Origin of the sequence: uncultured Thioclava sp., from assembly GCF_913064665.1 — a bacterium.
Classification (GTDB): domain Bacteria; phylum Pseudomonadota; class Alphaproteobacteria; order Rhodobacterales; family Rhodobacteraceae; genus Thioclava; species Thioclava arctica.
This window is the reverse complement of record NZ_CAJYBT010000028.1, coordinates 32,654-46,398: the sequence shown is the minus strand read 5'-3', so window position 1 is coordinate 46,398 and position 13,745 is coordinate 32,654. Positions and strand designations below refer to the sequence as shown.

At 62.9% G+C, this 13,745-nt stretch carries 14 protein-coding genes, 1 tRNA gene and 2 pseudogenes; 14 read left to right on the top strand and 3 right to left on the bottom strand.

Annotated elements, in window-relative coordinates:
- The 7 genes and pseudogenes from QZ571_RS12550 to QZ571_RS12520 form a co-directional block, all read left to right on the top strand.
- Positions 1–542, top strand: a pseudogene (locus tag QZ571_RS12550) (transposase); the annotation flags it as partial.
- A 45-nt stretch (positions 543–587) separates the two neighbouring features.
- Positions 588–815, top strand: a pseudogene (locus QZ571_RS12545) (tryptophan synthase subunit beta); the annotation flags it as partial.
- Between the two features lie 167 nt (positions 816–982).
- Positions 983–1,462 (top strand): hypothetical protein, encoded by a 480-nt coding sequence (locus QZ571_RS12540; RefSeq protein ID WP_295535289.1) that lies wholly within the window; start codon positions 983–985, stop codon positions 1,460–1,462.
- A 107-nt stretch (positions 1,463–1,569) separates the two neighbouring features.
- Positions 1,570–2,001, top strand: a complete 432-nt coding sequence (locus tag QZ571_RS12535) for a hypothetical protein (RefSeq protein ID WP_295535287.1) — start codon at positions 1,570–1,572, stop codon at positions 1,999–2,001.
- 20 nt (positions 2,002–2,021) lie between these two features.
- Entirely contained in the window at positions 2,022–2,570 is a 549-nt protein-coding gene (locus QZ571_RS12530; RefSeq protein WP_295535285.1) for a LuxR C-terminal-related transcriptional regulator, read from the top strand.
- A gap of 109 nt (positions 2,571–2,679) precedes the next feature.
- Complete coding sequence (locus QZ571_RS12525; protein WP_295535284.1) at positions 2,680–2,970, top strand: hypothetical protein; 291 nt, start codon at positions 2,680–2,682, stop codon at positions 2,968–2,970.
- A 272-nt stretch (positions 2,971–3,242) separates the two neighbouring features.
- Entirely contained in the window at positions 3,243–4,052 is an 810-nt protein-coding gene (locus QZ571_RS12520) for a division plane positioning ATPase MipZ (RefSeq protein ID WP_295535282.1), read from the top strand.
- 71 nt (positions 4,053–4,123) lie between these two features.
- On the opposite strand, the gene QZ571_RS12515 is transcribed toward QZ571_RS12520, so the two are convergent.
- A complete protein-coding gene (locus tag QZ571_RS12515) occupies positions 4,124–4,276 on the bottom strand; it encodes a hypothetical protein (protein WP_295535281.1) in 153 nt (50 codons plus the stop codon).
- Between the two features lie 267 nt (positions 4,277–4,543).
- Here QZ571_RS12515 and QZ571_RS12510 point away from each other — a divergent pair, with 267 nt between their 5' ends.
- From QZ571_RS12510 to QZ571_RS12500, 3 genes are read left to right on the top strand one after another with little or no spacing between them, the layout of a single operon-like run.
- A complete protein-coding gene (locus QZ571_RS12510) occupies positions 4,544–5,143 on the top strand; it encodes a hypothetical protein (RefSeq protein WP_295535279.1) in 600 nt (199 codons plus the stop codon).
- Entirely contained in the window at positions 5,058–6,551 is a 1,494-nt protein-coding gene (locus QZ571_RS12505; protein WP_295535276.1) for a DNA polymerase Y family protein, read from the top strand. The genes QZ571_RS12510 and QZ571_RS12505 overlap by 86 nt, the downstream gene beginning before the upstream one ends.
- Entirely contained in the window at positions 6,548–9,865 is a 3,318-nt protein-coding gene (locus QZ571_RS12500) for an error-prone DNA polymerase (RefSeq protein WP_295535273.1), read from the top strand. Before QZ571_RS12505 ends, QZ571_RS12500 begins: the two co-directional genes overlap by 4 nt.
- 61 nt (positions 9,866–9,926) lie before the next feature.
- Here QZ571_RS12500 and QZ571_RS12495 read toward each other — a convergent pair.
- Positions 9,927–10,003, bottom strand: a tRNA-Arg gene (locus QZ571_RS12495).
- A gap of 97 nt (positions 10,004–10,100) precedes the next feature.
- A complete protein-coding gene (locus QZ571_RS12490) occupies positions 10,101–11,525 on the bottom strand; it encodes a HAMP domain-containing sensor histidine kinase (protein ID WP_295535270.1) in 1,425 nt (474 codons plus the stop codon).
- 283 nt (positions 11,526–11,808) lie between these two features.
- Between QZ571_RS12490 and rpmH the strand changes: the two genes are divergently transcribed.
- From rpmH to ttcA, 4 genes are all read left to right on the top strand, one after another.
- The gene (gene rpmH / locus QZ571_RS12485; protein ID WP_074854838.1) at positions 11,809–11,943 is read left to right on the top strand and encodes a 50S ribosomal protein L34; all 135 of its coding nucleotides are present in this window, start codon (positions 11,809–11,811) and stop codon (positions 11,941–11,943) included.
- Positions 11,944–12,087: 144 nt separating this feature from the next.
- Positions 12,088–12,522, top strand: a complete 435-nt coding sequence (gene rnpA, locus QZ571_RS12480) for a ribonuclease P protein component (protein WP_295535264.1) — start codon at positions 12,088–12,090, stop codon at positions 12,520–12,522.
- Positions 12,519–12,803, top strand: coding sequence for a membrane protein insertion efficiency factor YidD (gene yidD / locus QZ571_RS12475; RefSeq protein ID WP_295535261.1), 285 nt, complete (start codon positions 12,519–12,521; stop codon positions 12,801–12,803). The genes rnpA and yidD overlap by 4 nt, the downstream gene beginning before the upstream one ends.
- Positions 12,796–13,677 (top strand): tRNA 2-thiocytidine(32) synthetase TtcA, encoded by an 882-nt coding sequence (gene ttcA / locus QZ571_RS12470; protein WP_295535258.1) that lies wholly within the window; start codon positions 12,796–12,798, stop codon positions 13,675–13,677. The genes yidD and ttcA overlap by 8 nt, the downstream gene beginning before the upstream one ends.
- The last annotated feature ends 68 nt before the right edge of the window (positions 13,678–13,745 follow it).

The window sequence follows — 13,745 nt, the reverse complement described above, 5'->3', positions numbered from 1 at the left end:
AGATGGCAGAGCTGGATTGGCCGGTTCCCGACTTTTCCACCCTGAGCTGCGGGCAAAGAACATCACCGTCGGGATCTCGAGCCGCCGGGCGCCGGGGCCCCTGAACCTGCTAGTGGACAGCCTGGGGATCAAGTTCCTGGGCGATGGCGCCCTCTCGGGCGATGGATGGGGCCTTCGACCCAGGGCTCCGCCCGTTCAGGGCTGAAACGATCCACTGGATCGTTTCCAAGACGCCCTTCACCCCGTCGCGGCCACACCGCGATCCTCGCGCGCGGCGGCACCGCCATCATACCCATCCGCAAGAACGGACGCCTCTGGAAGGAGGGTTATCCTGCTACCACATCCGAAGTCGGGTCGAGGCGAACCCTCTCATGGTTTGCAGGCAAACAATTGCCGGGCAGCGGATGCGCGGCCTTAAATCCTTCGCAGAAAGGATCGCGTCACGAGACCCCAACCGTCAGCCTGCAGAAATCCACATCCGCATCGCCCTCATGAACCGCTTCAACGCCCTCGGCCGGGCCGAGATCGAACGCGTGGCCTAAGATCTCGGGGGAAGGCGGGAGCTCGTCCCGACGACGAGTTCTGCAATAATGCCTCACACTTGGCTGCATGACACTGGCCGCACGGAATATGTGAATATCACCGACGCCGAGCCGCTGGAGGCATTCCAGTTCTCGTGCCGTCTGGAATGGATCATTCCCGCGCTGGCCCATGTGATCAAGATCGCGCCCGATCTGCCGCGCGACCATATCATCGTGATGAACATGTGCGGGCGGGGCGACAAGGGCATCTTTGCCGTCGCCAAGCATCCGTAATTCGAGATGAAGGTCTGATCAGTCGGGCGTAACCCTGAGGTTATGCGGCTTAGCCCAGAGGGATAAAGGCGCAATCTAAGCCTTCTGGTCCATAGATCGCGGTTCCGTGAACGCCCAATCTTTTCCGTGTTGGCGCTCATTCGGGGCGCTTGTTTTGGGAGAGTATGATGAAATTTTTATCTGCAACTTTGAGCGCCATGGTTGTCGTCGCATCGGGTTTTGTCGCCTCGGCGCAGGCAGAGGTTTCGGTCCAAGGTATCGCCGACAATCTGGCCGCCAATGGGTTCACCAATGTCGAGGTGAAGGTTGGTGCTACGCAGGTCAAGGCGGAAGGCGTGAACAATGGTTCCAAGATCGAGGTGACCTATGATCGTGTCACCGGCAAAATCATGAACCAGGAAATGAGCCAAGTGCGCGCTACCAAGCGCATGCAGGTGTCTGAGACCACTCAGACCATGGCGGACGACGACATGGAAGGGCACGACGGATCGGACGACGATCATGGCATGGGCGCATCGCAAGGCAGCGGCTCGGATCATTCCGACGATGGGGCCGATCACGAGAGCGACTCGCATAGTGATGGCGGTTCGTCGCATGATGGCGGAAGCGACTCCGGTGATAGCGGAGACAATTCCAGCGATCACTGATCTCAAGCTGTTTGCCCCCTTGCCCGGCGCCTCCTGCGCCGGGCATAGTTCATCTTGCAATTATCGGGCCCTGTAACGGCATGACGCCTTGGGCCGGGAGGACGAAAATGGACCGACGGGTCTTTCTGACCGGTCTTTGCGCGACTGTCTTTTGTGCGCAGGCCGCACAGGCAGAAACCGCAGCCGAGGCCGTATCGCGCCAGTTGCGCGGTTTTGGCTATGGCCAGATCAAAGTTTCGCGCACTTGGCTTGGTCGGGTGCGGATCACCGCTGAGCGCGGCAAGACCGGGCGCGAAATCGTCATTGATCCGCGCACCGGTGAGGTGTTACGCGACCTGAGCACCGACGCCGGGACGGTCATTATCGGTCAAACCAGCGGCTCAAACCGCTCGATCAGCGACAGTAGCAGCGGGGCGGCTGGCGACAGCAGCAGCGATGGTGGCGACGATGGTGGCCATGACAGTAGCGACAGCGGTGGCAGTGATGGTGGCCATGACGGTGGCGACAGCGGGAGCAGTGATGGCGGCGATGATGATTGAGCGAGGCTAGGCGCATGCGAATGTCGGGCACTACAGTCTTGTTGACGTTGCTGTTTGGCGTTCAGGTCATCTGTGCGCTGTTTTTTGTCTCGGATATCTTGCTGTCGGTCTTTGGCATCTATGTCGCACCGATCAGTTGGCGGTCCCGCGAAATCATCGAGATCGGGGCCGCGGTCGGGCTGTTGCTGGGCATCGCGCTGGGGGCGGTGTCGCTGGTGTTTGCGCGGCGCGAGGCGCGCCGGGTGCGCGAACGGCTTGGCCGGGCAACCTCTGATTTTGCGGACCTTCTGGATATGCGCTTCGAGGAATGGCGGCTGACGCCTGCGGAACGCGATGTTGCGATCTTCGCGATCAAGGGCCTGTCCACGGCCGAGATCGCAGGCCTGCGCGCGACCTCGGAAGGAACAGTCAAGGCGCAGACCGCCGCGATCTACCGCAAGGCGGGGGTCAATGGGCGCGGTCCGCTACTGAGCGTGTTCATCGAAGATATGATTGATGACGAGAGCTTGAAGTTGCACGCAACCTCGGGCGTGTTGCGCAGTGACAGCGCGCGCACGGCGGCGCAATAGCGCGTCATCCGCGTGCAACAGTCTGGGCGGCGCTTATCGAGCCTTCCGTCAAGGGGCAGCCCAACACGTCGAGAAGGCTGTCGCTGCACGGTTGGCTGCGGTCGAGCAGATGGAAACCGCCCTCAACCAGTTGCGCGCCAAGATGCTTGCAGCTCTCCCATCGAGCCTCCGCAAACATTTCATCGCAGGCACGCAAATCGAAATTCGGACGGTTGAAGTCGTGAACAAAGAACTGAAAAAGAGCATCGGGCGCAACTGCATCGGCGGCGCTATGTCCTCGACGCTTTCGGGAAGTGGCTCGACAAGACGCCGCGCGCCGAGGTTGGAGCCTTCCTCGAAATTCTGTCCGGCGCCTCTGGAGAAGCCTCAGGAGAGTGCGGCAGATCGCAAGGACAGCTGATCGGCGATCACTTCTTCCCGGCGCCGTTGATCGCGCGCATGGAGCACAAAAGCCCGCCAGACTTCTGGCGGGCTTTCAGCAATGCAGAAAGCGTTACAAGAAAGGCGTGCGCGTTTGACAAACAACGGTCAGGCAGCGCCCCCTGTTGCCAAAACACAGTGTTTCCAAACTCTCGCACCTTGTTGGCGTGCGCAATCTCTTCCACCGTGCCATGCAACCATCTATAGTGTGCCTCAAGAAACCAGACACAAGACAGGGCGGGGATCGCAGACGTGGCGCATATCATCGTGATGGGCAATGAAAAGGGTGGCTCGGGTAAGTCCACCACCTCGATGCATGTGGCCACCGCATTGGCCCGCATGGGTTGGCGCGTGGGCGCGCTTGACCTTGATCTGCGGCAACGCAGTTTCGGGCGCTATATCGAGAACCGGCTGGCATTTTGCGCCCGTGAAGGTTTGGACCTGCCCACCCCCGATTACCGCGAATTGCCCGAGGTCGATGCAGACACGCTTGCGCCCGGCGAGAACCCTTATGACCATCGCCTGTCAACGGCTGTGGCCGAGATGGAGCAAAGCTGCGATTTCATCCTGATCGACTGCCCCGGCTCGCATACCCGCCTCAGCCAGGTCGCGCATTCGCTGGCCGATACGCTGGTCACGCCGCTCAATGACAGCTTTATCGACTTTGACTTGCTGGCACGGATCGACCCGGTGACATCGAAAGTGATCGGCCCCTCGATCTATTCAGAAATGGTTTGGTCCGCGCGGCAATTGCGCGCCAAGGCCGGGCTCAAGCCGATCGACTGGATCGTGCTGCGCAACCGGGTGGGTGCGCAACAGATGCATAACAAGCGCAAAGTCGGTGCCGCGTTGGATCAACTGTCCAAGCGGATCGGGTTTCGCGTCGCCCCCGGCTTTGCAGAGCGGGTGATCTTCCGCGAGCTGTTCCCGCGCGGGCTGACGCTTTTGGATCTGAAAGATCTGGGCATCGACAATCTCAACATCTCGAATGTGGCCGCGCGTCAGGAATTGCGCGATCTGCTCAAAGAGCTGGAATTGCCGGGCGTGACGATCGATTTTTGATCGCGCCACTGGACAGCAAAAAACGCCCGGCATCGCGACCGGGCGTTTTTCGTATCGGTTTGGAGGGGCGCTTAGATCGTGCGCGGCATGACGTCGAAAGGCGAAGCAAGCCGACGATTGCGGCGCAGTTCGGGCATCGCGCGCAGCGCATCGAAACGGGCCTCGAGGATGGTGTCGGGGCGGGCGCGAAACAGCGTGAAGATCGAAGCTAAGGTGCGGGCCATCTGCGGCTCCTCTCGGTCTGGGTCTGATTTTGCTCTGGTCTGATCCTGTTTTCGGCGCGAAATGCGGCAAATGGGTGGCACGGGCACGCAACCATCGTGGCATTCACGCGGCGTTTGTGTGCCGATCTGCGATAGTGCGACAATGTCGGCTGGCGGGCCGCTTGGGCGCACACTGCCAACGCGCGAAACGCGGCAGGGCGCGCCAATCGCCGTGATTCGTCGCCAGACACAATTTATCTTTCCCCGCGCCCGGTGTAAGTTCTTGCAATGTTCACGCCGCTCAACACCGTTTTCCCCCTACGCCCCGCCCGCGTCCACGAAGTTTGCGGGGCGGGTGCGTTTGGCTTTGCTGCGGTGGTCTGCGCGCGCGTTCAAACCGATGTGCTGTGGATTCGCGAGGCATGGCTGTCTGAGCGGTTGAACCCCACCGGCCTGTCGGCCTTCTTTGATCCCAGCCATCTGTTGATCGCGCAGACCAAAGAACAGACAGACAGTTTGGCGGTAGCAGAGACCGCGCTGAAGGACGGCGCTGTGTCTTTGGTCGTGCTTGAACTCACCCGCCCGCTCAATCTGCGCGAAGGGCGGCGGTTGCAACTGGCGGCCAAGGCGGGCGCTGCGACCGGGTTGTGCCTGATCCCTGAAGGCATGGGCTCCAACGCCGCCGAGACCCGCTGGAACGCCACCCCGATCCATGAGTCCCACCCACCGCCGCGGGGCGAAGACTCGACTCTGATGCGGTGGGAAATTATAAAGAACAAATCAGGAACTCTTGGGGTTTGGGATGTTCGATGGGATCACACGGCGCATCGTCTCGATGTGGTTTCCCCGGTTGGCGAGCGACCGGGTTCTTCGCACGCGCCCGGTTGACGCGCCCTTTGCCCTGACTATCACCGAGCAGAACACCCAGCGTCTTTATTGCCTCAACGCGCAGGCCGAGGCGCAGGGGCTGCACCGCGCCATGAGCTTTGCCGATGCGCATGCGTTTTGCCCCGATCTGCTGAGTGCGCCCGCACGGCCCGATCAGGATGCGCGCTTTCTGGCCGCCCTGCCCCGCTGGGCGCCGCACCATTGTCCGTGGGTCGGGCCTGAGGGGGCCGATGGGCTCGTGCTCGCTATCACCGCCGCGTCCCATCTGTGGGGCGGAGGGGCGGAGCTGCTGGGCGATAGGGGTGCGCGGGCGGCGGCCGCCGGGCTCAGCCGGCGTCTGGGGTTGGGCGATACGGGCGGCGCGGCTTGGGCGCTGGCGCATTACCACGAGGGAATCGCGCCCCCCGGACAGGGGCTGTGCGCGTTGCAATCACTGCCGGTCGCGGCGCTGCGGCTGGAGGGCGCGCAGGCGACCGGGCTGCAACGGCTGGGCCTGCGCACGATTGGCGATCTGGCGCAAAGCCCGCGCGGCCCGCTGGCGCGCCGCTTCGGCCCCGAACTGATGCTGCGTCTCGATCAGGCGCTGGGGCGCACCCCCGAGGCAATCACCCCCGAGCGCGAGCCGCCCCATTACGCCACCCGCCTGACGCTGCCCGAGCCGATCGGGTTGAGCGCGGATGTGATGGCGGGCACGGGGCGGCTGCTAAAGCGGCTCTGTGACACGCTCAAGGCCGATGAGGCGGGCGCGCGGGTGTTGTGCCTGACCTTGCAGCGCGTGGATCGCGCCAGCCAGCAGGTCGAGCTGCGGCTGGCCAGCGCCATGCGCGACCCTGCCCGCATTCTGGCGCTGTTCGAGCGCGGGATCAGCACGGTCGATGCGGGCTTTGGCATCGACCAGATGCGTCTTGAGGCCAGCGTGGTCGAACCCCTGCCCGCCCAGCAGATCGGCCCGAAAACGCAGCCCGCCCCGGATCGGCTGAACGATCTGATCACGCGCATCGGCACCCGTATCGGGCTGGAGAATATCCAGCGCTTTCTGCCCGCCGACAGCCACATCCCCGAGCGCAGCTTTCTGATTGCGCCCGCCGCCTATAGCCAGCCTAAATCCGGCTGGCCCAAATCTTGCTGGCACGCGCCCCGCCCACGCCCGCTGCGCCTGTTCCCCCCCGAGCCGATTGCGGGCACCACCCCGCGCCCGGCTGCGCGGTTTCGCTGGCGGCGCATGGGCTTCACGCTGGCGCGCACCACGGGGCCGGAACGGATCGCGCCGGAATGGTGGCTCGAAGATGATAGCTGGCGCTCGGGGGTGCGCGATTACTGGCATGTCGAAACCCGCGAGGGTCGCCGCCTGTGGATGTTTTACACCCCACAAACGCCCGGCTGGTTCGTGCAGGGGGAATTCGCATGAGCTATGCCGAGCTATGCGTAACCTCGAATTTCACCTTCCTTACCGGGGCCTCACACCCCGAGGAACTGGTGCTGCGCGCCGCCGAACTGGGGCTGGAGGCGATCGCCATCACCGACCGCAATTCGCTGGCCGGGGTGGTGCGGGCCTATAGCGCGCTCAAGACGCTGAAGGCCGAGGCGGCCGAAACCCTTCGCATCCGCTCGAGCCATCAGATCGACCCCTGTTCGCGTCAGGAAACCGGTCAGCCGCAGGATCTGGCGCGCCCGGTCCTGTGCGACGGGCCGAAACTGCCCCGGCTGATCGTGGGGGCGCGGCTGGTGCTGCGCGATAGCCCCGTGCAATGGGTTGCCTTGCCCACGGATCGTGCCGCCTATGAGCGGCTCTCGCGCCTGCTGACGCTGGGCAAGCGGCGCGCGGAAAAAGGCGACTGCCTGCTGGATCTGGGCGATCTGCGCGAGGGCTGTGCGGGCATGATCCTGATCGCCCTGCCGCCCCCCGATCTGACCCAAGCCGCCACCCCGATCCAGCAGTTGCAACGCCGCTATCCGGGGCAGGTCTTTCTGGGGGCCGCGCCGCGCTATGACGGCTCGGATCAGGCGCATCTGAACGCCTGCGCCCATCTTGCGCTGCGCACCTCTGCACCGATGGTGGCGTTGGGGGATGTGTTGATGCATCGCGCGGCGCGCCGCCAATTGGCCGATGTGCTGACCTGCATCCGCGAGCGCATCACCATCGACCAGATCGGCACCCGCGCGCTGGCCAATGGCGAGCGCCGCCTCAAGGGGGCACCCGATATGGCGCGGCTCTATCGCCACCATCCCGCCGCTCTGCGCCGCACATTGGAGATCGCGGCGCGCTGCAGCTTTGATCTGTCCGAGCTCAGCTATGAATATCCCGATGAGATCGCCAATGGCGAACCCCCGCAAGCGCGGCTGGAACGGCTGACCGCGCAGGGGCTGGAGCGGCGCTGCCCCGATGCGATCCCCGCCCATTACCACGCCTTGGCGCAAAAGGAGCTGCGCCTTGTGGGTGAGCTTGGCTATGCGGCCTATTTCCTGACCGTGCATGACATCGTTCAAGAGGCCCGCACGCGTGGCATCTTGTGTCAGGGGCGCGGCTCGGCGGCCAACTCGATCATCTGCTGGGCGCTGGGCATCACCGATGTTGCCCCCGATCAGATCGCCATGGTGTTCGAACGCTTCATCTCGCGCCATCGCGGCGAACCGCCCGATATTGACGTCGATTTCGAACATGAACGGCGCGAAGAGATCATCCAGTGGATTTATGCGACCTATGGCCGCGAGCGCGCGGGGCTGTGTGCCACGGTCATTCATTTTCGCACCCGCGCCGCGATCCGCGAGGTGGGCCGCGTGATGGGCCTAAGCCAGGACGTGACCGCCAGTCTATCCGGGCAGATCTGGGGCCAGTCCAATGGCGGCGCAGACCCCGCCCGCATTCGCGAGTTGGGCCTTGATCCAAGCGACCGGCGGCTGGCCCAGACCATCGCGCTGATTGGCGAGATCATCGGCTTTCCTCGCCATCTCAGCCAGCATGTCGGCGGCTTTATCATCACCCGCGGGCGGCTGGATGACCTCTGCCCAATCGAGAATGCCGCGATGGAGGATCGCACGCTGATCGAATGGGACAAGGACGATATCGATGCGCTCGGCATCCTCAAGATCGACATTCTCAGCCTTGGAATGCTGAGCTGTATCCGCAAATCCTTTGCGCTTCTGGCCCAGCATGAAAACATCCATCACAGCCTTGCCAGCGTCCCACAGGAAGACGCGGCGACCTATGACATGCTGTGCGTGGCCGATGCGGTGGGGGTGTTTCAGGTCGAAAGCCGGGCGCAGATGAACTTTTTGCCCCGAATGCGCCCGCGCACCTTTTATGATCTGGTGATCGAAGTCGCCATCGTGCGCCCCGGCCCCATTCAGGGCGGCATGGTGCAGCCCTATATCCGACGCCGTCAGGGGCGCGAGATGCCCGAACCTTTCGGCCCCGCCCTAGAGGCGGTGACGCGCAAGACGCTGGGCGTGCCGCTGTTTCAGGAGCAGGCCATGCAGATCGCGGTGGTCGGCGCGGGCTATAGCGCCGAAGAGGCCGATCACCTGCGCCGCTCGTTGGCCTCGTTTCGCCGGATGGGCACGATCGGCGCGCATCGGGAACGCTTCGTCAACGGCATGCTCGCCAATGGCTATCGCGCCGAGATCGCCGAGCAATGCTTCTCGCAGATCGAGGGCTTTGCCGATTACGGCTTTCCCGAAAGCCACGCGGCGGCCTTTGCGATGCTGACCTATGTGTCCTCGTGGCTGAAATGCCATCACCCGGCGGTGTTTGCCTGTGCGCTGCTGAACTCTCAACCGATGGGGTTTTACGCTCCCGCTCAGATCGTGCGCGATCTGCGCGATCACGGGCATGAGGTGCGCCCGATCTGCGTCAATCACAGCGCTTGGGACAACCAGCTAGAGCGGCGCGCGGATGGCACGCTGGCGCTGCGGCTGGGGTTTCGCCAGATCAAGGGGCTGCGCGCACAGGATGCCGAGTGGATCATGGCCGCGCGTGGCAATGGCTATCCCGATATCGAAAGCCTGTGGCTGCGCGCGGGGCTGATGCCGGCAACGCTGGAACGGCTGGCCGAGGCCGATGCGTTCTCGGGCATGGGACTGACGCGGCGTGATGCGCTTTGGGCCGTGCGCGCGATTCGGGCCCCCGCCCCCTTGCCGCTATTTGCCGATCCGCTGGATGGCGAGGGGCTGCACGAGCCACTGGTCAATCTGCCCGCGATGAACTTGGGCGAAGAGGTGGTCGAGGATTACATCGCGATGCGTTTAAGCCTGCGCGCCCATCCGATGGAACTGCTGCGCCCCGCCATCGCCGGGCTGACTCCGAATGATCAATTGCCAAAGGTTGCGCTCAGGCGTCTGAGCGTGTGCGGGCTGGTGATCACCCGACAACGCCCCGGCACCGCCTCGGGCGTGGTATTTCTGACACTGGAGGATGAAACCGGCGTCTGCAATGTTGTGGTCTGGCCCAAGATCTATGATCGGTTTCGCCGTGCCGTGATGGGCGGGCGGTTGGTGCGGGTGCGCGGCACCTTGCAACGCGAGGGCATCGTCACCCATCTGATCGCCGAGCAGATCGAGGATCTCTCGCATCGCCTTGCCGATCTGGGTCATCCGATGGACGACGCGGTTGGTATCACCCAGCCCCAAGCCGATGACGCCCCGCGCGTAGCGCGCCCGCAAGTCAGCGCGCGCCATCCCCGCGAACAAGCCAAAAAGCTGTTCCCCAGCCGCGATTTTCATTGAGAGGCCAAGGGCCTCGCAAAATCGCGATGACGCCAAAACATTCAGTCATTTCAAGGGAAAGTGGTGGACCCGGAGCGATTCGAACGCCCGACCCCTTGATTCGTAGTCAAGTGCTCTATCCAGCTGAGCTACGGGTCCGTGGGGGGCGATTTAGCCCCCGCGGCAGACCATTGCAAGGACAAAACGCGCCCGAATTCTGAATTTCTCCGAGAAAGCCGCTTTGCCCCTTATAAGCTCACGCCTCGGCACCCGCGCGTTTGTCGGTGGCGCAGTTGAGCCCCTCGCTTGAGGGCAGAAACAGCCGAAACTCGGTCCCGGTTTCATCGGTGCGCACCAGATCAAGGCGCCCGCCATGCCCACGGATCAGCTCGGCCGCGATCGCCAGACCCAACCCGCTGCCCCCGCGCCGCGCGCCCCCGGTGAACGGCTGGAACAGATGCTCGCGCGCGCGTTCGGGCAGGCCGGGGCCGCTATCTTGCACGCGAATCCACCAGCCATCGGCATTTTCGCCTGCGCCAATCTCGATCGTGCCGGGCGTGTTGGTGGCCTCGATGGCCTGACGCGCGTTGCGCACCAGATTGTTGAGCACACGATAAAGCTGCTCGCGATCCGCCCGAATCACCAGATTGGGCGGCACATCCATGAGAAATTCAACGACCGTTGCCTCGCTTGGATGGTCCTCGTTCTCAAGCACCTCATGGGCCAATTCCGCCAGCATGAAGCGCGACAACGAGGGTGGCGGCTCTTCGGCCTTCCCAAAGGCCAAGGTCGTCTCGCACAGGTTGATCGCGCGCTCGATCGAGCCGGTCAACTTGGGCGCGGCGCGTTTCACGCCGGGATCATCCGAGCTTTCCATGCGATCGGCAAACAGCTGCGCCGTGGTCAGGATATTGCGCAGATCGTGGCTGATCTTGGCCACCGCCTGACCCAGTTGGGCAAGACGTTCTTTCTGGCGCAACGATGCGGTGAGCTGTTTTTGCATCGAGGCCAAAGCCTCTTCGGCGACGCGCAGTTCTTCGACACTCGCCTCGGGCGAGATGATGCGCCGCGCATCTTCGGGAGCCTCAGCGTAAGACGCCATATGCGCCACCAATCGCTTGATCGGCACCACCATCAACCGGCGCACCAAGAAGAATAGCAACACCGCCGTAATCACCGAAAACACCGCCGAGATCGACAACAGACGCAGCCCGTATTCGACCATCGCGATGCGCATCGGTTCGGTGGCCAGCGTCACCTCGATCACGATACCGCCCTGCTGCACCGGCTCACCCAGAACCCGGACCACCTTATTGTCGAAATCAAACAGCGAGTGAACCGCATCGCGAATCCGCGTCCATTCCGTCGAATCACGCAGGTCGTAGGTTTCGGTCACTGGCGAGGGAATCGGCGAGGACAGCACCAATTGACGCACTGCATTGCGCCGCAGCACCACGTTGAACACCCCGGCATTCGACAGCAGCTCTTTTTCCAGATCGGGATTGATGGTGGTATCGGTCGTCAGCAGGGCAAGCGAAGCGATCTGCGCGCGCTCCAATCGTGTAAGCAGATAATCCTCGCGAAAGTTGGCAAGGCCGGGCAGCAGGATGAGCGCTTCGGCCAGCACGACGAAAACCGTCGTCAGGATCAGAAACCGCCCCGAAAGAGTGTTCACTGCCATCCGCCTATCATTTGCCACAGCCCGTCGCCGGACTGCCTACTGCTACTTCTTTACGCCTGCCCCAACCTACGGTGCAACCACAAGCGATTTCCCCTAAAGATAGACGGGGCGCGCAAAAGGCAAAACCCTGTGATCGGTCACGTTTCTTACCAGAGCGCGGAAAAAGGCAAAAAATTGGTCTCATCCGAATTGACTTGGTGGGATCGGGTCGCTAGAGACCGGGCTTCGAATGAAAGCAGGCCTCGAATCTCGATGTTCAGAGGCCGCAACCGGAGTGACCAGGATGAAACGCACGTTCCAGCCGTCGAACCTCGTTCGCGCCCGCCGTCACGGGTTCCGTTCCCGTATGGCGACCAAGGCCGGCCGCAAAGTTCTCAACGCCCGTCGCGCTAAGGGCCGCAAGAGTCTCTCGGCTTAAGGCCTCGACACTCTGCATCTGGCTTGATGACGCCGCCGGAGGCACCCCTGACCGACCCGATGGGTTGGCTCATGGGTTGCACACCGGCGGTTTGCGTTTGTCTGGTGCATGACGTTTCCTGTCTTGTCCCTGAGGGCCCCGCCCATGGCCGCGATCCGATCAGATGACCCTGCCCGCCCCGTAGCGACCCTGCGCCAGCGCCCGGATTACCTGCGCGCCGCCAGTGCGCAACGCAAAAGCATGCCGGGATTTCTGCTACAGGCGCGCGCGCGCGGCGATGCTGATCCCGCCCCCGTCGATCTGATCCGGGTCGGGTTTACCTGCTCGAAGAAGCTTGGCAATGCGGTTGCGCGCAATCGCGCCAAACGTCGCTTGCGCGACATCGCGCGGGCCGTTGTGCCCGCTGCAGGCCGTCCGGGCTGGGACTATGTGCTTGTCGGTCGCCCCGAAGTCACGGCCAACCGGAATTTCGCCGATCTGCGCGCCGATCTTGAGGCGGCGCTGGCGGTGATTCACGATCTGCCCATCCTGCCCTATCGCCCCCGCTCCAAGGGCAAAAAGCCCAAGGCCAAGGCATGAGCCCGCTTGCCCATCTCTTTGCGCTGCCGGTGCGCGCCTATCGCCTGCTGCTGAGCCCCTGGATCGGGCATGGCTGCCGCTATCAGCCCACCTGCTCGGTCTATACGCTGGAGGCGCTGCAGCGCCACGGCGCACTCAAGGGGGGCTATCTCGGGGCCAAGCGCATTCTGAGTTGCCATCCATGGGGCGGGCATGGCTATGATCCGGTGCCCGGCGCCGATCCCGAATTTGACGCCCATCACCGCTGCGCCCATCCCAGCAAGGACGATCCCGATGCTTGACGACGAAGATAGCCCGATCCACCCGCTGTTTGCCGGTGCCCCCTCGAGCACCGAGTTCAAGAAGCTGCGCAAGCGCATCGTGCGCGAAACCCGCGACGCGATTGAAAAATACGGCATGATCGAGCGCGGCGCGAAATGGCTGGTCTGCCTGTCGGGCGGCAAGGATAGCTACACGCTGCTGGCGGTGCTGCACGAACTGAAATGGCGCGGCTTGCTGCCAGTCGAATTGCTGGCCTGCAATCTCGATCAGGGGCAGCCCGGCTTTCCCGCCACCGTCCTGCCGGAATTTCTGGAAAAGATGGGCGTGCCCCATCGCATCGAGTATCAAGACACCTATTCCATCGTGATGGACAAAGTGCCCGCCGGGCGCACCTATTGCGCGCTATGCTCGCGTCTGCGGCGTGGCAATCTCTATCGGATCGCGCGCGAAGAGGGCTGTTCCGCCGTGGTGCTGGGCCATCATCGCGACGACATTCTCGAAACCTTCATGATGAACCTGTTTCATGGCGGGCGGCTGGCAACGATGCCGCCGAAACTGGTCAATGAAGAGGGCGATCTGTTCCTCTATCGCCCGCTGTCTTTCGTGGCAGAGGCCGATTGCGAGAAATTTTCCCGCGCGATGAACTACCCGATCATCCCCTGTGATCTGTGTGGCTCCCAGGACGGGCTACAGCGCCAACAGGTCAAACAAATCCTAGATGGATGGGAAAAAAACGCCCCCGGTCGTCGTCAGGTGATGTTTCGCGCGCTGATGAATGCGCGCCCCTCGCATCTGTGCGATCCCGGCATTTTCGATTTTGCCGGGCTGGAACTAAAATCCGGTGATGAGACGGATTTTAGCCAAAATCTTCCCGATTTGGGCCCCACCAATTAACCGCTCACTGACCAATTCATCTTAGCCTGACCTGCGAATGACCTGAAGGGCAGTGGGATTGGCGAGGT

Bases quoted from the DNA above. Each gene is read 5' to 3' on its own strand.
- QZ571_RS12540 (WP_295535289.1), top strand. From the start codon at position 983: ATGAAATTTTTATCTGCAACTTTGAGCGCCATGGTTGTCGTCGCATCG.
- QZ571_RS12535 (WP_295535287.1), top strand. From the start codon at position 1,570: ATGGACCGACGGGTCTTTCTGACCGGTCTTTGCGCGACTGTCTTTTGT.
- QZ571_RS12530 (WP_295535285.1), top strand. From the start codon at position 2,022: ATGTCGGGCACTACAGTCTTGTTGACGTTGCTGTTTGGCGTTCAGGTC.
- QZ571_RS12525 (WP_295535284.1), top strand. From the start codon at position 2,680: ATGGAAACCGCCCTCAACCAGTTGCGCGCCAAGATGCTTGCAGCTCTC.
- QZ571_RS12515 (WP_295535281.1), bottom strand. From the start codon at position 4,276: ATGGCCCGCACCTTAGCTTCGATCTTCACGCTGTTTCGCGCCCGCCCC.
- QZ571_RS12510 (WP_295535279.1), top strand. From the start codon at position 4,544: ATGTTCACGCCGCTCAACACCGTTTTCCCCCTACGCCCCGCCCGCGTC.
- QZ571_RS12505 (WP_295535276.1), top strand. From the start codon at position 5,058: ATGTTCGATGGGATCACACGGCGCATCGTCTCGATGTGGTTTCCCCGG.
- QZ571_RS12500 (WP_295535273.1), top strand. From the start codon at position 6,548: ATGAGCTATGCCGAGCTATGCGTAACCTCGAATTTCACCTTCCTTACC.
- QZ571_RS12490 (WP_295535270.1), bottom strand. From the start codon at position 11,525: ATGGCAGTGAACACTCTTTCGGGGCGGTTTCTGATCCTGACGACGGTT.
- rpmH (WP_074854838.1), top strand. From the start codon at position 11,809: ATGAAACGCACGTTCCAGCCGTCGAACCTCGTTCGCGCCCGCCGTCAC.
- rnpA (WP_295535264.1), top strand. From the start codon at position 12,088: ATGGCCGCGATCCGATCAGATGACCCTGCCCGCCCCGTAGCGACCCTG.
- yidD (WP_295535261.1), top strand. From the start codon at position 12,519: ATGAGCCCGCTTGCCCATCTCTTTGCGCTGCCGGTGCGCGCCTATCGC.
- ttcA (WP_295535258.1), top strand. From the start codon at position 12,796: ATGCTTGACGACGAAGATAGCCCGATCCACCCGCTGTTTGCCGGTGCC.